The organism is Halomonas sp. DQ26W, assembly GCF_003339685.1.
Lineage (GTDB): Bacteria > Pseudomonadota > Gammaproteobacteria > Pseudomonadales > Halomonadaceae > Halomonas.
In genome coordinates, this window is sequence record NZ_QPKI01000001.1 from 38,698 (window position 1) to 58,602 (window position 19,905).

Below are 19,905 nucleotides of genomic sequence, written 5' to 3' on the forward strand. Positions count from 1 at the left end.
CACGCCGGGTGGCAGCGTCTCACAGCGAGGGCGGTCCTCCGCTCGGCTGGCGATCCATCACGAAGCACGGCGAGGGGTGGCCCAGGTGAAAGCCCTGTCCGTAGTCGATGCCCAGCTCGCGCACCGCCGCGAGCACCTCCTCGTTCTCGATGAATTCGGCGACGGTGGCCACTCCCAGGCTTCGTGCCAGGGTGACGATGCTCTTGACGAACGCCATGTACATATCGTCGTCCAGCATGTTGCGGATGAACTCCCCCTCGATCTTGATCACGTCGATGGGGAACTGCTTGAGGTAGCGAAACGACGAGAATCCCGAGCCAAAATCATCGATGGCGAACTGGAAGCCCTCGAGCTTGAGGTCGAGCACGAACTTCTCCAGCAGCTGCAGGTTGCTCACCGTCTCGCGCTCGGTCAGCTCGAAGACGATGCGTTCCGGGACAATTCCGTGATCAAGCGCCAGCTTGTGGATGCGGTCAATGAACTCGCCAAGGATCAGTGACCTGGGTGAGAGGTTGATGAATAGCTTGCCGCGGTAGCCCTGATCGCGCACCTCGGCGAAGGCCTTCTCGATGAGTTGGTAATCCATCTTGTGGATCACCCCGATGCTTTCGGCGATATCGATGAACTCGCCGGCCGGCACAATGCGATCACCGATCTTGATCCGCATCAGCAGCTCATGGATTACCACCTCGCCGCTACCGACATCGGCGATGGGCTGGAAGTAGGGCAAAATGCGCTGCTCCTCAAGGGCGCTGAGCACCATCTGGTTTTTCTCGCCCACCGCGCGGAAGATCTCCGCCACCTCGTCGTCGTCCGGCACGGCTATGCAGTTCTTACCCTTGCGCTTGGCCTTGTACATCATGTTGTCGGCCATCAGAAAGAGGTCGCGGGGATTACTGGCGTGATTGGGATAGACGGCGATGCCGATCGAGGTCGTGGCACGCACCGGGGAGCCATCCGGTGCCATCAGCACCAGTTCAGACAGGCTCCGGGCGATACGCATCGCCACCGAGTAGGCCTGCTCCTCGTCAGCCTCCGGCAAGATAACGGTGAACTCATCGCCGCCGTAGCGAGCCAGAAAATCGCCAGGGCGTACGGTATGCAACAGCGCCTGGGCGAAGGCGTGCAGGAACTGGTCGCCGAAGGCGTGGCCATAACGGTCGTTGACCGACTTGAAGTTGTCCAGGTCAAGCATCAGCAGGCTGAAGGAGTCCTGGTGGCGCTGGGCACGGCCCACCTCGTAGCCCAGCAAGTCCTTGAACACCCGCTGGTTGTGCAATGTGGTCAGTGGGTCGCGGGTGGCGTAGAACTCCAGGTCCTTGGTGTACTTGTAGATGGCCTTGACCGAGCCAACCAGGTTGAGCAGTGTAGAGAGGATCCCGTCGACCACGATGTGGCGGATCGGGTCCTGAGCCAGGTCGGAGCGCATGCCGATGCCCACGATGCCGCCTATCTTGGGAGCTTCCAGCAACAGTGACTTGGTCTGCAGGCGGATATCGTCCGGGGTGTTGGCGTCCATCTGCCCCTCGCCAGCATACACCGTGTGGTGGACCACCTTGAGCACCACCACCTCGCCCTCCCCGTGGGGCTTGTCCTCGAGCAGTTGGGTCAGCAACTCTTCGAGTGCCTGGCGTGTCTCCGGCGCCACCTCTCGATACCAGAACACCTCGAGCTCGTAGCCTTCCTCCTCCACCTGAAAGACGGTGACCAGGGTGTGCGCCGGGATGATGGTGTTGATATCAACCAGCAGGTCCTTGATGAATTCGCGCCAGTCGCGCACCACGTCGGAGGTGATGATGAACTTGCTGAGCAGGCGGATCTCGAACTCCAGGATATCCTTGTCGACGGCCACGTCCTTGAGACGCGCAGCCACTGCATTGACTTCCTGGAAGGCGTCGTTGAGCTCGGAAAAGTGTACGTCGACGTTGCTGATTTCGAGTTGACGGAAGTCCTCGACGGAGTGCACCTCGGCAAGCCGGGAGCGAAAGCCGTGCATTGAGGCACGGATGCGCCTGGCGAACAAGGTGGAGATAAGAAGCGCCGCCAGCAGCACCAACAGCGAACCGACGGCAAACAGGCCGATATAGCGCCGACGCATCTCGCTGCTGACCGGGTTCATGTCATGCTTGATGTCGATGACACCCAGCACATCCCCCGCAGCGGCATTCTGGTGACAACCCAGGCACTCGCCCTCGGCAACCAATGGCATCAGGCGTCGAAGCTCGCCTCTCTCACGCAGCACCTGCTCCTCGCCGGAGGCGAAAGCATGACGTACCCGGTCGTCCATGTTTGGCTGTTCGATGGCACCGAAGCGTTCGGAGACGGTCTCGCCGCGATATATTTCGAACTCGTAGAGGGTGTCGGCGTGGTTTTCCCGCGCGGCGGCGACGAAGGACTCCATCTGCTCGCGGCTCCAGCCCTGGCGCATCACCTGTAGCATGGCATTGAAGTTCTGGCGAGCCAGGGTCTCGGAGGTCTGCTCTGCCTGGCGGGCAATGATGTCCTCGTAGAGCAGCGTGGCCACCAGGGTCACGCCGACGAAGACGATCAGGGAAACCGACAGGATGGCCACCAGCACGAACCCCTTGAGGGTGCGCAGGCCTGCCAGAAGGGAGTGGCCCATGGTCGTTATTGCCCGTTGATTGATGATACAAGGTGGCTACGCTACGCAGCCCTGCGGCCGAAAAAAATGGACCATGACCCGGCGAGACGCCCTGCCGGGCCGCTGTGATCCTGGTCCAGATTGCCTGTCACCCACAGCCCATATCAGCACGCCGCGCCCGGCCGGTGGCCGGACGCGGCGCGTCGATCATCGAAAGCGACTCACCAGAAGCGATACTGGTAGGTCAGGCCGACGAAGTGCACGTCGTCGCGCCGATCCTGGCTGATGGTGGTGCCGTCATTGTAGGTCCACTCCTCCCAGGTCCAGTCGTCGGTGGTCAGCCGGTCGTAGGCGTAGTTCAGCCGCAGGCTGGCGTGCTCGCTGAGCGGCTTCTCGAGGAACGCCGTGAGCCCCCAGCGCCGGTAGAAGATATCGGGCAGCGACTCGTCGCCGGCGACCGAGGCGATCAGATGCTTGCTCTGGTCGAGCGACATCTGCACGTCGGCGCCCATCTTGAGCCCCATCAGGGTCCGGCCGCGCAGGCCCAGGCCTAAGGCGCGCCCCTTGTGGCGCAGATCGGCCGACCACAGATCCCCACCACCGGTCCTGGTGATCTGCTCGATCTCGGTCTGGTCCTGGGAGAGCCAGCCGGTGAGCTGCCACCCGTCATTGAGGCGGTAGCCGACATCCAGCGAGGCGAAGCGGCTCTCGCCTTCGCGCGGGCCGTAGAGGCGGATGTCGTAGTCGTCCCAGGCCTGCTCGTAGCGCAACTGCACGTCCAGCGCGTCGGTGGCCAGCCAGTCGAGGGTCAGGCGCACCTTGTCGCGCTGCCGATCTGCCAGGTTGATGGGATCCAGCCGCGCACTCTCATCATTGCCGGATTCGAGGAAATCGGAACCACCGCGGTCGCTGTAGAGGTAGGCCAGCGAGCCGCCCAGGCGCTCGGTGAGCCGGCGCTTGACCGCCAGGCGATAGGTGGTCTCGTCGACCTCGGTGCGGTAGGCGGTGGAGCGCACGGGAGGCGCGCTGCGCTCGGTCTCCTCGCGCTCCACCCCGGCGGTGAGGGCGTAGCCCTGGGGCAGGGAGTAGGTGGCCTCGACATCGCCGGTGGTGCGGGTCAGCGAGTGGGGCACATTGAAGCCGTCTCGCCTGCTGTTGGTCGAGGTGACGAACTGGCGGCGCGGGGTACGGTCGTCGCGGTCGCTGTAGCGTAGCTGCCCGGTCACCTGGAGCCGGTCCATGGGGCGACTGGTGAGCCGCCCCATCAGCCGAGTATTGATCACCTTGCCGTCCAGGTTGTTTTCATTGACCACTACCGGATCGCTAGGGGTGAAGAAGGCGTCGTCCTGGGTCAGGCGGTCGTAGGCGGCCTGGAAGGAGGCGCGGGTGGTCGGCGTGAAGGAGTAGCCGCCGTTGAGGTAGAGCTGGTGCGACTGGTTATCCAGCGGCAGGCTGAGCTCGGGCTGACCGGTGGTATTGTCGAGCACCTTGGGCTGGTTGCCGAACAGCGAGGCCAGGTAGCCGCCGGAGAGCTGCAGCTTCTCGGTGGTGTAACCGAGCACCGCATTGATTTCTTCATGGCGATAGTCCACCGGCTCGGTCAGGAAATTAGCTTGGAAACCAGCACCTTGCGCCCCCCAGGCGCGATCGCCGCTCTTCTCCTCGTGGCGGTAGGTAAGCTTGAGGTCCACCTCCGGCGATAGGAAGGTGCGCGCGCCGATCTTGAAGCGCTCGCGGTCGAGGCGCAGCGTCTGGTCGCGCTGGCCACTGCCGTACTCCTGCTGGTTGCTGCCCAGGCCGTTGAGGGTCGTGTTGACCCGGTAGGGATGGTTACGTGTGAGCTCGCCATACTCGACGAAGTACTCCCAGCCACCCTGGCGCTTCTGGCCGAAGCGCAGCTCGCGGGCGTCGGTGCCCAGGTCGCGCCCCTCGGCGCGGGTCCAGACGCCGGTTTCGTCGTCGCGGCGGTTGAGGTCGAAGTCCACCAGCGGGTAGGCGCCGCCCTCCGCCAGGCCGTTGAACTGGCCGAAGTTGCGGTTGTCCTCGCTCACCACGCCGATGCCGAAGGCGGCCTGGCTGGTGGGCCGGATAAGCTGCTCCAGCTCGTCGACATCCTCGGCGTGCGCGGCCTGCCCCGCTAACACCAGGGCGACTGCGGCGGTCAGGGGCAGCAGGCGGAATTGCTTGTGCTTGATCATGATCGTCTCTCCTCTGACCCTATTAGCGGAAGAAGGCGCGTGCACGCGAACTCTCGGTGGGACTGTTGCCGCCATGGATATTGGTATGGCAGTTCAGACAGCTCCGGGCTCTTGCAGCAGCAAATCGCGTGTCATCCAGATCGGGGATATTGGTTTGGTGAGTGCTGGGCTCATGGCACTGCTGGCAGAGGAAGGGCGTGCGCCACTTGAGCATGCCGGCGACATTGGTGCCGTGGGGGTTGTGGCAGTTGGAGCAGTCCTCGTTGACCGGCTGATGGTTCCAGATGAAGGGTCCGCGCTTCTCGGCATGACACTGGTAGCAGGTGTCGGTGACGCTGTCGCGGGTGAGCAGCTTGGGCCCGGCGGTGCCATGGGCGTTGTGGCAATCCGAACAGATGACCTTGCCTTCGGGGATGGGGTGGCGCGAGAAGCGCGTGACTTCCATGCGCTGCTCCTGGTGGCAGGCGAAGCACACCTCGGCCTGCTCCTGGCGATCGCGCACCTTGTCGTCCTGGGTGTGCAGCTCGTGGCAGGAGGCGCAGGCCACCTCGTTGCTGTCATGGGCGCTGCCCTGCCAGTGGATGCGCTCACCCCCCTGGTGGCAATCGAGACAGGCGCTATTCTGCTCGTGCACGGGAGTGTCGCTGGCAAGCCCGAAGAGACGATCGACGGGCGGCCGCACGCTGGTGCCTTCAGGGTTATCGATATGCGCCGTACTCGCGCCATGGCAGCTGGTGCAGGTCGGGGTACGCCCATCCGCCACGGTGCCGTGGGCGGTCTTGGCGATGGAGAGCACCGGCACGTACTCCAACTCATCATGGCAGCGAGTGCAGGCGCCATCGCCGGTGAGCGCCAGGTCCTCGTACTCGCGCTCCTGTTGGGCGAGGGCCGCGGGGGCCAGAAAAAACATCAATAGCAGGCTGGCCAGCAAGGCCTGCCCGAGCAGCAGTGGCAATCGATGGGGCTTGGTCATCGGTCAGTCTCCCTTGAGGCGTGGCACTTCGCTGGTGCCTTTATTCGCCGTTATGATTCTTCTCGTTTCTTGCTCGCGCTTTTTCAGTTTCTAGTTCGCACATTAATGTCTTGCGGCCCCAACTCCCCGTCGGGCTCGTAATGGGCGATGGCATAGTGGCAGTCGATGCACGTCATGTTGTTGTCACGCGCCTCGGCGTGACGCTCCTGGGCGCGTTCGCTCTGACGGAACTCGCTCATGGCCGAGACCTCATGACAGTTGCGGCACTCGCGCGAGTCTGTCTTCTTCATGTTCGTCCACACCCGCATGGCGAGGTCGTAGCGATGCTCCTCATACTTCTCCGGCGTATCGATCTTGCCGGTGATGAAGTGGTGGTAGAGCTCGGCCGTGGCCTTCACCTTGCGCACGATCATGGGGAAAGGCTCCCGCGGGACATGGCAGTCGGCGCAGACGACACGAACTCCGGTACGGTTCTCGTCGTGGATGGTGCCGCGGTACTCGGCAAAGGCGTTGTCGCGCATCTCGTGGCAACTGATGCAGAACGCCTCGGTATTGGTCCACTTGATGCCGGCGAAGCTGCCCCCCAGCAGCAGCATGCCGACCAGAATGCCGACCAGCAGTGTGATGAGGGCCAGCCCCTGCTGTTGCTGACGAGGTGACGGGAGAGGCATCGGCAGATCCTTGTTCAGTTTCCTGGTAACGGGCCAGCCGAGCCGGCCCGCAAACGTCACGCCGCGTGCTTAGTGGCTCAGGATCCAACGAATCAGATTCTCGACCTCCGCGCGGTCGTCGATAGCGATCGGCTTGTGTGCTTCCTCCTTGCCATCGACCTCCACCATGGTCTCGGTGGTCATATGGTTGTAGAGAGTCCCCACCGCATCGGGGTCGTCGCGGTATTTTTCGGCGATTTCGGCCAGGGAGGGGCCCTCCTTCGGCCTGGAGATGGCATGGCACTTGGTGCAGTCATGCTGGCGGATCAGGTTGCGCTCGTGGGCGCTCGCAAACACGGATTGCGAAGCGGACGCGAGAAGAAAAACGGCCAAGGCACCGGTCATCAGCGAATTGGTTTTCATAAAAAGCCACCCTATTTGTTACGTTTTATTACAATGGCGAGGAAGTTACTGATGCCGCCGCGCCATGTTTCAGTGCATTCTCGTTCGCAAATACCGCCAATAGCTCTTTACAAATCAATTATCTACGAATCAGATAGCTGCGAATCTCAGTGGAACAATATGGTTACAGAGTAATCAGCCAGATCAGTATATAAGCAGACAATTACTCAAATGAACGATTAGTTCACTGATGACTACAACGAAACGCAGAGACCGTGACATGGATCAATTTTATGAGGGATGTACAGAAAACGAGCGAGAAAAGAAGGAGGCGGGAGGAGGAGGCGGGAGGAAAGAATAGGCTGCGATGGGGAGAGTCACACCACGAGAGTCGGCGAAAAATTCCCTTGCAGGCGACGGCTGTGGGCGCTCAACCCTCCTCATCGTCAGCGAGGTCACGGCCGAAGGCGCGCCACTGGGCCAGGGTCATCACCTCGGTGGTTTCGGTATGCAGGTCGTGGGCGATCAGCAGGTCGCCCCGCTCGAGCTGCTTCCTGAGCTGGCCGACCCAGCCGCGCATGCCCTCGCCGGTGTCGGTGGTGTCGTAGCCCTGCCGGGTGACGAAGGTTTCTAACAGAGCCTCCAGGGTCTCGGGCGGCAGCATGCGATAAGGCACCTCGATGAAGCGGCCATCGTTCATTGCTCTGTCTCCCTGCCACTCTCCCAGGCTTCGAGGCGTTCCAGGAAGCCCTCCTCGTCGAGCACCGGCACCCCCATCTGTTCCGCCTTGCCGAGCTTGCTGCCGGCGCCGGGGCCCGCCACCACGGCGGCGGTCTTCTTCGAGACGCTACCGGCCACCTTGGCGCCCAGCGCCTGGAGGCGCTCCTTGCCCTCGTCGCGGGTCATGCTCTCCAGGGTGCCGGTGAGCACCCAGGTCTGGCCAGCCAGGGGCTGGGGGCGCTCGCCGATCGCCTCCTCTTTCCAGGTCAGGCCCAGGGCCCGCAGTTCGTCGATGGTGTCGCGATTGTGGGGCTGACGGAAGAAGGTGTGCACGTGGGCGGCGACCACCGGCCCCACGTCCTCGACGGCTTCCAGGTCGGCGACCTCGGCGCCCATAAGGGCGTCCAGGGTGCCGAAGTGGCGCGCCAGGTTGGCGGCGGTGGCCTCGCCCACCTCGCGAATGCCCAGGGCGAAGACAAAGCGGGCCAGCGTCGTCCGCTTGGCCTTGTCCAGGGCCGCCACCAGGTTGTCGGAGGATTTCTGCGCCATGCGCGGCAGTGAGGCCAGGCACTCGGCGTCGAGCCGGAACAGGTCGGCGGGGGTCTTGACCCAGTCCCGCTCCACCAGCGCCTCGATCAGCTTCTCGCCGAGCCCCTCGATATCCAGCGCCCGCCGCGAGGCGAAGTGCTTCAGCGCCTCCTTGCGCTGGGCGCCACAGTAAAGCCCCCCGGAACAGCGGGCCACCACCTCGCCCTCGAGGCGCTCGACCTCGGAATCACACACCGGGCAGCGTTCAGGGAAGACGATTTCCCGGGCATCCTCCGGGCGCAGCGAGGTTTCCACCCGCACCACCTGGGGAATGACGTCACCGGCGCGGCGAATCGTGACGGTGTCGCCGATCATCACCCCGAGCCGGGCGATCTCGTCGGCGTTGTGCAGGCTGGCATTGGAGACGGTGACCCCTGCCACGGTAACCGGCTCGAGCCGGGCCACCGGGGTGATCGCCCCGGTGCGGCCGACCTGGAACTCCACGTCGTTGAGGGTCGTGGTCTGCTCCTGGGCGGGAAACTTGAAGGCGATGGCCCAGCGCGGCGCCCGGGCAACGAAGCCCAGCTCGCGCTGCAGGCGCAGGTCGTCGACCTTGATCACCACGCCGTCGATGTCGTAGCCGAGCCGGTCGCGCCGCTCGCCCAGTCGCCGGCAGTAGTCGATCAGCCCCTGGCTGCCGGTCACGACCTCAAGCTGTTGGCTGACACGAAATCCCCACTCACGCAGCCTTTTCATTTGCTTACTATGTGTAGACAGCAAACTATCGTCTATGCGTGCCATATCGATGCGTGCCACCTGGTAGGCGCTGAACTCCAGCGGGCGCGAGGCCGTTATCTTGGGGTCGAGCTGGCGCAGGCTGCCCGCGGCGGCGTTGCGCGGGTTGGCGAACACCTTGGCGTCCTCTTCACGGGCCTTGGCGTTGAGCGCCTCGAAGCCCTCGTGGCTCATGATCACCTCGCCACGCACTTCCAGCAGGTCGGGCAGCGCCTTGCCACGCAGCTTCAGCGGTATCGAACGCAGGGTACGCAGGTTGGAGGTAATGCCCTCGCCGGTGCGGCCGTCGCCGCGGGTCGCACCGCTGACCAGCACGCCCTGCTCGTAGACCAGGGACACCGCCGCGCCGTCCAGCTTGGGCTCGCAGCAGAAGGCGATGGTTTCGCCATCGATTTCCAGCCGGTCGGCCACGCGTTTGACGAAGGCGGTGATCTCATCCTCGTTCAAGGCATTGTCGAGGGAGAGCATCGGGACCGCGTGCTGGACCTCGGGGAAGCCGGCATCGGGCGGCGCCCCGACACGCTGGGTCGGCGAGTCGGGTGTGACAAGGTCGGGATACTCAGCCTCGATTTCCTGGAGCCTGCGCAGCCGACGGTCGTAGTCGGCGTCGGTCATGCGCGGCTCGTCGAGCACGTAGTAGCGGTAGTTGGCGTCGTCGAGTTCGGCGCGCAACGTGGCGACTTCATCGAGGGTCTTCTGTTCGGGCTGGCTCATGCGTCTCGGTGTCTCGAAGAGGATTTCTTGCCGCCCGGAACACGACAACCCCGTGATCGCTCACGGGGTTGTCGTCAGGTACGGCATGGCACTCGATCAGGAATCAGTTCACCTGGTAGCGATTGAGGCGGTTGCGGCGCTCGAACTCCTGCACGCGCTGGCGGGCGAACTCCACGGTCTGGGCGGTCATCACGCTGTGATTTTCGTCCTTCAGTTCGCCACCCAGGTTGCGCACGATCACCATGGCAGTTTCCACCATGGCTTCGAAGGCTGCCGCCGTATCCAGCGCGCCGGGCAGTGGCATCAGCAGGGTGACGCCAGGCGTGCGGAACTCGTCCATGGCCTCGATGGGGAAGGTCCCGGGCTTGATCACGTTGACCATGGAGAATTGCAGTTCGCTCTCCGGGTCCTCGGTCTCGAAGCGATGGAAGATACCCATCTCGCTGCTGTAGCGCAGGCCGCAGGCCAGCATCAGATCCAGCAGCGCTTCGCCGGAGAAGCCCCGCTCGTCCCGAGAAAGCACGCTGATGACGATGACCTCGTCGGAATGGCTGAGGGTCTCACGGGCACGCTCTGCATTGACGTCGTGCCGCAGCGCCTTGGCCAGTGTCGGGTGGGCCCGCACTACGTCGTCGTCGATCAGGTCGTCATCGTACATCCCGGCGGCCGGCTCGAAGGCTGAGACCTGCTCGTTATCGGAAGCTACCGGCTCAAAGGTGAATTCGTCCCGTTGCGCCACTTGCCGCGAGCGCGGCGGTGCGAACAGCGGGTCGTCGTCGTCGGTCATTTCGATGACCTGCGCCTCGAGGCGGCGACGCTCGGCATCCTTGGCGGCCTGCTCGACCTCGGCCTCGCGACGGCGCTGAGCGTCCAGTGCGGCCTTCTCGGCACGCGCCTGCTCGCGACGTGCCTTTTCCAGCCGCTTCACTTCACGCCGCTTGGCCAGGCGCTGCTGCATGGATGCCCCGAAACGCTGGACCGTATGACCCAAGCGTCGCGAACCACTCTTGAACGAATTGCTCATGCCTTCCAGGTCGACGAGACGATAACGCTGGTCGTCGTCATGCAGTTCCTCGTGGTCCTCGGGGGCGGCGGCCAGCGGCTCGGCGGCCATGGCAGCGGGCGGCTCGGCATCGTCGAGTACCGATAGCGTCGGCTCGCGACGTGGGACATCCGCTTCGGCATCGTCAGGACGCTGCGACGCCGCGCTGGCCGTAGCAGGGGCTGACTGACGCTCCTGCGGTGCGGACTGCCGCTCCTGCATGGTCGGCTGCACGCTAGGCTCAGTTGTCGCTTCCGCACTCTTGCTCACGGATTTACCGAGCGTGGGCTCGGTGCTGGCTTCAGGTGTCCGTTCCTGCCGTTCACGTGTGGGTGCTCTGTCACGATGTGATGACTCGCTGCGCGAAGGTGGTGCTTGCCGGGCGCTTTTCGCCTCGAGCGATGGCTCGGCCCGCGCGGAAACCTGGACATCCTCACGCGGTGGCGCCGACGCCGCTTGCGGCGAACTCGCCTCGGGCGTGTGCCTCGCGGCCCTGAGGCCAGACAGCACCCGTGAAGGGCCGGGGTGCTCCTGGCGCTTCAGCTTGGGCTTGGGTTTGCTCTGCGCCTGAGCATAGCTGGCAGGACTGATGACGCGCGCCCCACCGTTGGGCAGTTCCCAATTGGTATCAGCCTCGGACGATGCTGTTGCGTCATCGCTACCGTGGTTGTTGTTTTCCCCTACCTGGTCCAGGCGGGGCACTCGGCGCTGGCGTTTCAGGCGACGTATCCCATCAACAACGATGAGAGTCACCAGTGCCAGCCCCAGAATGATCAGCCATTCTCTAAGTTCCATGGGTCGTCTTGCCTATCACTAGGGCGCCATGCCGGATGTATGTCCGTCAACAGCATAGCGCGATTGCCTGAAAAAGGGCCACTTTTTTTATTTGTCAAGCCCCGGCATTATCGCTTGAGAGTCCAATCGACCCTGCGCCTTTCCCTGTCATTTCACGCTTCGATAGTGTGGTCTGACCATGATGTACTTTCCGATATTGCTTTTCCAAAGCGCTTGCAAGCCCTGTCAGGCCTCGGCAAGCGCCGCGGCCTCCTCGACCCCAACGGCTACCAGGCGTGATACACCAGGCTCCTGCATGGTAACACCCATCAACCTTTCCGCTGCCTCCATGGCGATCTTGTTGTGGGTAATATAGATGAACTGCACCGAATCCGACATATCCTTCACCAGCTTGGCGTAGCGCCCCACGTTGGCATCATCCAGCGGGGCATCCACCTCATCGAGCATGCAAAAAGGAGCAGGATTGAGTTGGAAGATGGCGAACACCAGCGACAGGGCAGTCAATGCCTTTTCGCCCCCCGAGAGCAAATGAATGGTGCTGTTCTTCTTGCCGGGAGGACGTGCCATGATCGCCACGCCGGTGTCCAGCAAATCATCCCCGGTGAGCGTCAACCATGCGGTTCCACCACCGAAGACTCGCGGAAAAAGCGACTGAAGACCCTGATTGACCCGCTCGAAGGTGTCACGAAAACGGGTGCGGGTTTCCTGGTCAATCCGTCGAATCGCCTTCTCCAGTGTCTCCAGCGCCTCGTTCAACTCGGCCTGCTGGGCCTCCAGGTAGTCGCGACGCTCGGCCTGCTGGTCGTACTCCTCGATGGCGGCAAGGTTGATCGCACCCAGCCGGCGAACCCGCTCGGCGACCTCCTCCAGCCGGGTCTGCCAGGCGGATTCGGTGGCCTCGGGGTCCAGCGACACCAGTAGGACCGCAGTATCATGACCGAGTTCAGCCAGCTGCTCGTCCTGGGTCTCGGCCTTGAGCGCCAGCGCCTGGACCTGCATGCGTGACTCCTGCAGGCGCTCGCGAATGCCTTCCAGGCTGCGCTCGTGTCCCTGCCGGGCCTGCTCGTCCTCACGCAGCCGTTCGGCCAGCTCGGCGGCACGGCCACGCACCTCGTTGAGCGCCCGCTCGTCGCCTTCGCGCCGGTGCAGCAGACCGTCAAGACACTCGCGCTGCTCCTCGTCGGGTTCGCGCAACTGCTCCAAGGCTGCGCCCAGTTCGTCACAGCGGGCGGCAAGACGCTGGCGGGCATCACCGGCACGGCCTTGCTGATCGGCAAGGCCGTCACGTTCGGTGCTTAGCCGCTGATGTTCCAGCGCCAGTTGCTGGGCACGTTCGCTCAGCGGTCGCTGACGGGCGCGCATTGAGGCGAGCTGCTCACGACTCTGGCTACGCTCACGTTCCAGTCGGTCGCGCTGCTCGGCGCTTTCCTCGAGACGCGCCATGGCCAGCTGCCACTGCTCACGAGCCTCTTCGATGGCCAGGCGCGTCTCTTCGCCGGTCTCGCGCAGTCGCTCGACCTCCTCGACCAGCTCGGCGGCCCGCCCCTGCAGATGCTCGAGCCGGCTGGCCAGACCGCTGTCCTGCACCGCCAGCTGTTGATGTTCCGCGGCCAGGCGGCGTTCGTCCTGGCGCACGCCCTCAAGGGCGCTTTCGGCCTGCTCTGCCCGCTTGCGCTCGGCAGCCAGTTCTATCTCCTGAACAACCAGGCCTGACTCGACGTCGTCGAGTTCGGCGGTCACCTCGCCCCGGCGACGGCGACTGACCAGCAATGCGTCAGGGCCTGCGCCCTGGCCGCGGTGGCGTATCCAGTCACGGCCCAGCCATAGCCCCTGTGGCGTGATCAGACTCTCGCCTGCGGCCAGGCCTTCGCGCTCACCCCAGGCCTGGGCGTCGTTTTCCACGCAGCGAATCGCACCCAGCCAGTCCGCGGCGGCTCCTGCACCCCGCACTCGGGACGCCAGACTATGCAGCGGCGGCTCGCCAATGGCGTCGGGGGCGAGCGCTCCCAGTTCGGCGGGCGGCGCATCGCTTGCGGCCTGGAAGGAACCAGGCGTGGCCAGCCGTGCCTTGAGCCAAGGCGCCAACACCCAGGAGACGCTGGCCTCCCAGCCATGGTCGACCTCGAGAGACTCGCCGAGCCGTGGCGCGTCACCGAGACCGTGGTTGGTCAGGTGGGTTGCCAGCGCTTCGTCCGGGTCGTTCAGGGCGGCCTGGATCAGCGCTTCCAGCGAGGCGAGCTCACCCTGTAGCGCACTGCGGCGCGCTCGCCGCTCCTCCCTTCGCTGCTCAAGGGTTGCTGCTACGGCCCGTGCCTCATCACGCTGTTGCTGCAGCTGCTCACGCCGTGCCTCAACGCTCTCCTGCTCCAACTGGTATTCGGCCAGACGCTCCTGCAGCTCGCTTCGCCGGGCCTGCAGCTCGGCCAGGTCCGGCAACTCTTTCTGCTGTTGGCGACGGCGCTGTTCGTCGGCATCCATTCGTACCAGCCGCTCCTCCAGGTCGCGCAGGCGATCCTGCGCGCGCTCCGCTTCGCGACTGGATTCGCGCCAACCCTCGCTGAAGGCCTCGTAGGCGAGCTCGGCATCTTCCGCCCCCGGCTCAGCGTCATCCAGCATCGCTTCCAGCTCGGCCAGCTGTTCGGCGACCTCCTCCTGTTCGGGGGCCAGGCGTTTGAGCCGCTCGTCGAGCCCCGCCAGCCGCGCCTGGTCGTCTTCGCCCAACCGGTCCAGCTCGGCCAGCTCGCGATGGGCGCTCTCCAGGTCGCGCCCCAGCTGGGCTTCCCGGCTGCGTGCGTGCTCCAGGTTCTGCTCCAGCCGGGCGATAGCGCCGGTGGTCTCGAAGAAGCGCGCCTGGCACGCTTCCAGCTCCTCGGCCAGACGGTCGTGGCCGGCACGGGCCTCCTCGAGGCGGGTCTCGCATTGGCGCATGCCCAGGATCTCGCGCTCCACGGCGGTTTCCAGCTCGCGGACGCGGCTCTCCTCCTCACCCTGGCGGGCACGCAAGGCGCGGCCACGCAGCAGCGCCAGCTCGCCCTTGAGCCGGTACTCCTGTTCCTTGAGGGTCTGGTAGCGTCGCGCCGCCTCGGCCTGGCGCCGCAGGCGTTCGAGTTGCTTGTCGAGCTCCTCGCGGATGTCATCCAGGCGCTCGAGATTCTCCCGGGTGCGCCGCATGCGGTTCTCGGTCTCTCGGCGGCGCTCCTTGTACTTGGAGATACCGGCCGCTTCCTCGAGGGTGGCACGCAGCTCCTCGGGGCGCGCTTCGATCAGCCGCGAGATCATGCCCTGGCCGATGATGGCGTAGGAACGGGGGCCGAGACCGGTCCCCAGGAAGAGGTCGGCAATGTCGCGGCGACGGCACTTCTGGCCGTTGAAGAAGTAGGCGGACAGGCCGTCGCGGGAGACCTGGCGCTTGACGGCTATCTCGGCGTACTGGGCGTAGAGGCCACCCATGCTGCCGTCGCTGTTGTCGAAGCGCAGCTCGATGGCGGCCTGGCCCACCGGCTTTCGCGCGGTGGAGCCGTTGAAGATGACGTCGGTCATCGATTCACCGCGCAGGGTCTTGGCCGAGGATTCGCCCATGACCCAGCGCACGGCATCGATGATGTTCGACTTGCCGCAGCCGTTGGGGCCCACGATGGCGGTCATGTTGCCATCGAAGGGCACCGTGACCGGATCGACGAAGGACTTGAACCCGCTCAGGCGAATCGAGGTGAGCCGCATCCGGGTTACTCGATGACGCGATCGATGACGACCTCCACCGGCTCACCCTCGATGCTGCCCACGGCAACCCCATCGAGGTCGCCGAACATGTCCCCCGGTGCCGGCGTGGCAACGCCACTAGGAGTGACGCGAACCAGCAACCTGACCTCGCTCACCTGGGACAGTCTGGCTGCATCGGACATGGCATGCTGGTCGTCGAGCACCAAAGTAACGGGCAGGTCACCGAGCGTCACCCGGGCCACGGCCAGCGGGGGCAGTTCGCCCTGCATGTCGCGGGCAACGATGAACACCCGGGTGTCGTCATCGAGCATGCCTTCCAGGCGCTCGTCCAGGCGCACACTCACATGAATTCCAGGCCCCTGGGTGATGGGCTCCTGTTCTTCCGGCGCCACGCCGAGGCGCTGCTGGGCGACACGAATGCCTTCACGCAGGGCGTCCGAGGAGCCGGAGTCTGACATGCCGGCGATGGCCCGCCGCCAGCGATCGATGGCCTCCTCGTAGTTGCCCCTGTCGAAAGCGTGAACGCCCATCAGACCGAGAATGGTGGGTTCGCGAGGGTCAAGCGCCAGGGTTTCGTCGACCAGCGCCTGCACCTCGTCGGTGAAGCTGCGGTTGGCCATGAAGAACTTCAGTTGAGCCTTATGTGCCAGCAGCGAGGCCTGCCGCCCTTCGAGTTCGATCAGGTTCTCCAGCGCATTCAGTGCCGCGGCGCCCTGGCCGGAATCACGGTAGATAGGGTAGAGCGACGACCAGACGTTGGGGTTGTTCGGCTGGCGTTCTGCCTGTTGCTCCAGGCGCTCCACCAGTGTCGCCAGAGAGTCGCTCTCCTGATAGGCCTCGTAGAGAGCCAGATCCCCTTCCGCGCCGTGCTGCTGGTACCAGACCACCGACCCGACCACCACGACCACCGCCACCAGCGGGACGACGAATCGGCCGGAGGCAGGCGAATGCAGTGGGCGGCGTTTAAGGCCCTCGGTATCCTCGAGCAGGCTGCGGTCGAGCTCCAGGCGATCCTCCTCGAAGCTGGCTTGGTCGATTTCGCCCCGCTCCAGCGCCGCTTCAAGCGATGCCAGTCGGCGGTGGTAGATCGCCACGTTCTGTTCCGCGGATTTGTCGTTTTCCTCGAAGCTGGCCTGGGCATCGTGCACCAGGTGCGCCCGACGCAGGGGGGCCACCAGCAGCCACAGCACGGGCAGCAGGAGGATGGCAAAGCCGACCCACAAAAGACTCATGGTGTTCTCCCGCGGTTGATCAGGCCATCGAGACGCTCGCGCTCTTCATCACTCAGGGCTCGGGCAGAGGCGTTGCGCCGTGAGCGCACTACCAGCACCACCAGGATACCGCCGAGCACGACCAGACCGGCAGGCAGCCCCCACAGCAGGTAGGTGCGGCCTTCCAGGCGTGGGTTGTAGAGCACGTAGTTGCCAAAGCGCTCAACCATGTGGTCGCGGATCTCCATGTCTGCCCTACCGTCATGCAGCATAAAGTAGACTCGGTCACGCATGTCCCGGGAGACCGGGGCGTCGGAGTCGTTGATAGCCTGGTTCTCGCACGTCGGGCAGCGCAGCGAGGCAGTCAGGCTACGGTAGCGCTGTTCCATGACCGGGTCGTCGAATTCGCGCATTTCAATGGCAGCAGCCTGCACAAGGCCGGCTACCAGCAGGAGCATGAGACTCGCGAGTGTCAATCGAATCACTGCCATTTTGCCACCTCCGGCAGGATGTGTTTACGGATGTCTTCCGGCGAGATATAGCCAGTGTGGTGATAGCGGATGATGCCATCGCGATCCACCAGGAAGGTCTCCGGTGCCCCGTAGACGCCGAGCTCGAAGCCCAGGTTGCCCTCCGGGTCGAAGATATTGACTTCGAAGGGGTCGCCGAAGTCCTGCAGGAAGCCCATGCCCTTCTCGCGGGTGTCCTTGTAACTGACACCCACCAGACGGATACCGCGATCGGCGAGGTCGAGTAGCTGAGGCATTTCGCGCTTGCACTCCGGGCACCACTCGCCCCAGATGTTGACCAGGGTGACCTCGCCAAGGAACAACGACTCGTCCACCCGTTGATCCGGGTCCTTCAGGGTTTCCTTGTCGAAGGCCGGGAAGTCCCTGGCCATCAGCGCGGAATCGCGATGGAAGGGGTTCAGCGACAGCCCCTGATAGAGAAACACCGACAGCACCAGGAAGCCGATCAGCGGGAACAGCAAGAGCAGGCGACGCATCATGCCGTGGCCTCCTTCGGCTTGGTCGGCGCCGACAGCACTTCCGGGTCCTCCGACGTAGCCAGGCGCCGGTAACGACGGTCGGCCACGGCCAGCAGGCCGCCACCCGCCATCAATAGCGCACCCAACCACAGCCAGCGCACGAAGGGCTTGTACTGCACGCGCATGGCCCAGCTGTTGTCGCCGAGATCCTCACCCATGGCCACGTAGAGGTCGCGGAACAGGCCGGGCCGCAGGGCAACCTGGGTCATGGGCATGCCGCGGGCGATGTAGAGACGTTTTTCGGGGTTCATGGTGAAGCTGCGACTGCTTCCATCGCGCTGAACCTCGATCACCGCCCTGTCGGCCAGGAAGTTGGGGCCGCGACGGCTGGTCAGCTCGGTCATGGTGAAGGTATAGCCCGCAACCTGGGCGCTGTCGCCTACGCCCATGCGCACGTTGCGCTCGATGTTGTAGTTGGAGACCACGGCTACGCCGATGATGGTTACCGCCACGCCGAGGTGGCCCAACTGCATGCCCCAGTAGGCCAGCGACAGCTTCTTGAGCCCGGCGAGGCGCGTCGGTGCATGACGGGTCTTCTCGAAGATGTCCCGGAACATCGGCAACACGATCCACATGGCGGTGACCAGGCCGAGCGCGACCCAGGCGTTCCACTCCTGGCCGAAGATGAACGGCATGGTGACACCGATGACCAGTGCCGCAACGCCGGCAAGCCAGAGCCGCTTGACCAGGGAACCGACGTCGGTCTGCTTCCAGCGTGCGATGGGACCAAGCCCCATGAAGATGCACATGATCACGGTTAGCGGCACGAACAGCGCGTTGAAGTAGGGAGGTCCCACGCTGATCTTGCCCAGGTTGAGGGCGTCGAGCAGCAGCGGATAGACGGTGCCCATCAGCACGGTGACAGTGATGATCACCAACATGATGTTGTTGATCAGCAGCAGAGCGTCGCGGGAGAGCCAGTTGAAGCTGGTCTTGTGGCTGACACGCGGTGCGCGCAGGGCGAAGATCAGCAGCGACACCCCCACGGTGATTCCCAACAGCACCAGGATGAAGAAGCCGCGGGACGGATCGTTGGCAAAGGCGTGTACCGACGTCAGCACCCCCGAGCGCACCAGGAATGTACCCAGCAGCGACAACGAGAAGGTGATGATCGCCAGCAGCAGCGTCCAGCTCTTGAAGGAGCCGCGCTTCTCGGTTACCGCCAGTGAGTGCATCAGGGCGGTACCCGTCAGCCAGGGCAGTAGCGAGGCGTTCTCCACCGGGTCCCAGAACCACCAGCCACCCCAGCCCAGTTCGTAGTAGGCCCACCAACTGCCCAGCGCGATGCCGACCGTCAGGGAAGCCCAGGCCAAATTGGTCCAGGGGCGTGCCCAGCGAGCCCAAGCCGCATCCAGACGGCCGCCCAGCAGAGCGGCGATGGCAAAGGCGAAGACCACCGAGAAGCCGACGTAGCCCATGTAGAGCATCGGCGGATGCAGGATCAAGCCGATGTCCTGAAGCAGGGGATTGAGGTCGGCACCATCCTGCGGCACGTTGGGCAGCAACCGCTCGAAGGGGTTGGAGGTGATCAGAATGAACAGCAGGAAGCCAACGCAGACCGCGCCCAGCACGCCGATGACACGGGCCACCATGTCACGGGGCAGCTCGCGGGAATAGCGGGCGGCAAAGAAGCCCCAGCCAGCCAGCATCAGGCTCCACAGCAGCACCGAGCCTTCATGGTTGCCCCATACGGCACTGAACTTGTAGTACCAGGGCAGCATGGAGTTGGAGTTGTTGGCCACGTTGGTCACGCTGAAATCGTCCAGCATGTAACTCGCCGTGAGTGCGGCATAGGCGATCGCCACGAACAGGAATTGTCCGCTTGCCATGGGGCGAGCATAGGCCATCAGCAACGGCCGGCGCGTTGCCGCGCCGGCCAATGGCATCGCCGTCTGAGCCGCCGCCAGCAACAGGGCGATGACCAGGGCGAAATGGCCGATTTCAGGAATCATCTGGATCAACATGGTTACTCCGGATCAGTACTGGCTCTGACTCTGGCTGACGCCTTCGTTTTCGCCTGACTCCCGTGCCTCGACACGTTTAGCCACCTCGGCGGCCTTGGCCTGAAAATCGGCGGGAGAGTAGCCAGCCGCTTCCAGTGCCTCAGCGACTTCGGGAGGCATGTAGTTTTCGTCGTGACGCGCCAGCACCTGATCGGCACGGAACATGCCATTCTGCTGCAGCTGACCGACGACGACCACGCCCTGCCCCTCGCGAAACAGGTCAGGCAGGATACCACTGTAGGTGACACGCAGATCCTCGACATAGTCGGTGACTGTGAACTCCACTTCCAGGCTATCAGGATTTCGCGCCACGCTACCCTCCCTGACCATGCCACCGGCACGGATCTGGCGTTCATAGGGTGCATCCCCGGCGGCGATCTCGATGGGGCTGAAGAAGAGATTGATGTTGGCCCGTAACGCATAGAGGGTCAGGCCTATGGCGATTGCCGCCAGGGCAACCAACCCCAGGGTGACGTACAGTTTCTGCTTACGCTTTGGTGTCAG

Annotated in this window: 14 protein-coding genes; all 14 read right to left on the bottom strand. The window is 64.1% G+C overall.

All coding sequences use genetic code 11. The features are described 5' to 3' along the window. Positions 1–19: 19 nt before the first annotated feature. Positions 20–2,623, bottom strand: a complete 2,604-nt coding sequence (locus DU490_RS00190) for a bifunctional diguanylate cyclase/phosphodiesterase (protein WP_114572331.1) — start codon at positions 2,621–2,623, stop codon at positions 20–22. 200 nt (positions 2,624–2,823) lie between these two features. Continuing rightward, a complete protein-coding gene (locus DU490_RS00195) occupies positions 2,824–4,800 on the bottom strand; it encodes an MtrB/PioB family decaheme-associated outer membrane protein (protein WP_181869912.1) in 1,977 nt (658 codons plus the stop codon). 22 nt (positions 4,801–4,822) lie between these two features. Then, the gene (locus DU490_RS00200; protein ID WP_114572333.1) at positions 4,823–5,773 is read right to left on the bottom strand and encodes a DmsE family decaheme c-type cytochrome; all 951 of its coding nucleotides are present in this window, start codon (positions 5,771–5,773) and stop codon (positions 4,823–4,825) included. Positions 5,774–5,856: 83 nt separating this feature from the next. Beyond that, positions 5,857–6,444 (bottom strand): NapC/NirT family cytochrome c, encoded by a 588-nt coding sequence (locus tag DU490_RS00205; RefSeq protein WP_114572334.1) that lies wholly within the window; start codon positions 6,442–6,444, stop codon positions 5,857–5,859. Between the two features lie 69 nt (positions 6,445–6,513). Further along, the gene (locus DU490_RS00210) at positions 6,514–6,846 is read right to left on the bottom strand and encodes a c-type cytochrome (RefSeq protein ID WP_114572335.1); all 333 of its coding nucleotides are present in this window, start codon (positions 6,844–6,846) and stop codon (positions 6,514–6,516) included. A 409-nt stretch (positions 6,847–7,255) separates the two neighbouring features. Further along, on the bottom strand, positions 7,256–7,525 hold the full coding sequence (locus DU490_RS00215) for a YheU family protein (RefSeq protein WP_114572336.1): 270 nt from the start codon (positions 7,523–7,525) through the stop codon (positions 7,256–7,258). Further along, on the bottom strand, positions 7,522–9,582 hold the full coding sequence (gene ligA / locus DU490_RS00220; RefSeq protein ID WP_114572337.1) for an NAD-dependent DNA ligase LigA: 2,061 nt from the start codon (positions 9,580–9,582) through the stop codon (positions 7,522–7,524). The genes DU490_RS00215 and ligA overlap by 4 nt, the downstream gene beginning before the upstream one ends. Before the next feature lie 103 nt (positions 9,583–9,685). Continuing rightward, positions 9,686–11,419: a cell division protein ZipA gene (gene zipA / locus DU490_RS00225; RefSeq protein WP_114572338.1), complete on the bottom strand. Its 1,734-nt coding sequence runs from the start codon at positions 11,417–11,419 to the stop codon at positions 9,686–9,688. Positions 11,420–11,644: 225 nt separating this feature from the next. After that, entirely contained in the window at positions 11,645–15,139 is a 3,495-nt protein-coding gene (gene smc, locus DU490_RS00230) for a chromosome segregation protein SMC (protein WP_114572339.1), read from the bottom strand. A gap of 5 nt (positions 15,140–15,144) precedes the next feature. After that, complete coding sequence (gene ccmI, locus DU490_RS00235; RefSeq protein WP_114572340.1) at positions 15,145–16,371, bottom strand: c-type cytochrome biogenesis protein CcmI; 1,227 nt, start codon at positions 16,369–16,371, stop codon at positions 15,145–15,147. Continuing rightward, positions 16,368–16,841, bottom strand: a complete 474-nt coding sequence (locus tag DU490_RS00240) for a cytochrome c-type biogenesis protein (RefSeq protein ID WP_114572341.1) — start codon at positions 16,839–16,841, stop codon at positions 16,368–16,370. Before DU490_RS00240 ends, ccmI begins: the two co-directional genes overlap by 4 nt. Then, complete coding sequence (locus tag DU490_RS00245) at positions 16,832–17,359, bottom strand: DsbE family thiol:disulfide interchange protein (RefSeq protein WP_114572342.1); 528 nt, start codon at positions 17,357–17,359, stop codon at positions 16,832–16,834. The genes DU490_RS00240 and DU490_RS00245 overlap by 10 nt, the downstream gene beginning before the upstream one ends. Further along, complete coding sequence (locus DU490_RS00250; protein WP_114572343.1) at positions 17,356–19,362, bottom strand: heme lyase CcmF/NrfE family subunit; 2,007 nt, start codon at positions 19,360–19,362, stop codon at positions 17,356–17,358. Before DU490_RS00250 ends, DU490_RS00245 begins: the two co-directional genes overlap by 4 nt. A gap of 12 nt (positions 19,363–19,374) precedes the next feature. Next, on the bottom strand, positions 19,375–19,905 hold the full coding sequence (ccmE, locus tag DU490_RS00255; RefSeq protein ID WP_114572493.1) for a cytochrome c maturation protein CcmE: 531 nt from the start codon (positions 19,903–19,905) through the stop codon (positions 19,375–19,377).

Bases quoted from the DNA above. Each gene is read 5' to 3' on its own strand.
- ccmI (WP_114572340.1), bottom strand. From the start codon at position 16,371: ATGAGTCTTTTGTGGGTCGGCTTTGCCATCCTCCTGCTGCCCGTGCTG.
- ligA (WP_114572337.1), bottom strand. From the start codon at position 9,582: ATGAGCCAGCCCGAACAGAAGACCCTCGATGAAGTCGCCACGTTGCGC.
- DU490_RS00215 (WP_114572336.1), bottom strand. From the start codon at position 7,525: ATGAACGATGGCCGCTTCATCGAGGTGCCTTATCGCATGCTGCCGCCC.
- zipA (WP_114572338.1), bottom strand. From the start codon at position 11,419: ATGGAACTTAGAGAATGGCTGATCATTCTGGGGCTGGCACTGGTGACT.
- DU490_RS00190 (WP_114572331.1), bottom strand. From the start codon at position 2,623: ATGGGCCACTCCCTTCTGGCAGGCCTGCGCACCCTCAAGGGGTTCGTG.
- DU490_RS00205 (WP_114572334.1), bottom strand. From the start codon at position 6,444: ATGCCTCTCCCGTCACCTCGTCAGCAACAGCAGGGGCTGGCCCTCATC.
- DU490_RS00250 (WP_114572343.1), bottom strand. From the start codon at position 19,362: ATGTTGATCCAGATGATTCCTGAAATCGGCCATTTCGCCCTGGTCATC.
- DU490_RS00195 (WP_181869912.1), bottom strand. From the start codon at position 4,800: ATGATCAAGCACAAGCAATTCCGCCTGCTGCCCCTGACCGCCGCAGTC.
- DU490_RS00200 (WP_114572333.1), bottom strand. From the start codon at position 5,773: ATGACCAAGCCCCATCGATTGCCACTGCTGCTCGGGCAGGCCTTGCTG.
- DU490_RS00240 (WP_114572341.1), bottom strand. From the start codon at position 16,841: ATGGCAGTGATTCGATTGACACTCGCGAGTCTCATGCTCCTGCTGGTA.
- DU490_RS00210 (WP_114572335.1), bottom strand. From the start codon at position 6,846: ATGAAAACCAATTCGCTGATGACCGGTGCCTTGGCCGTTTTTCTTCTC.
- DU490_RS00245 (WP_114572342.1), bottom strand. From the start codon at position 17,359: ATGATGCGTCGCCTGCTCTTGCTGTTCCCGCTGATCGGCTTCCTGGTG.
- smc (WP_114572339.1), bottom strand. From the start codon at position 15,139: ATGCGGCTCACCTCGATTCGCCTGAGCGGGTTCAAGTCCTTCGTCGAT.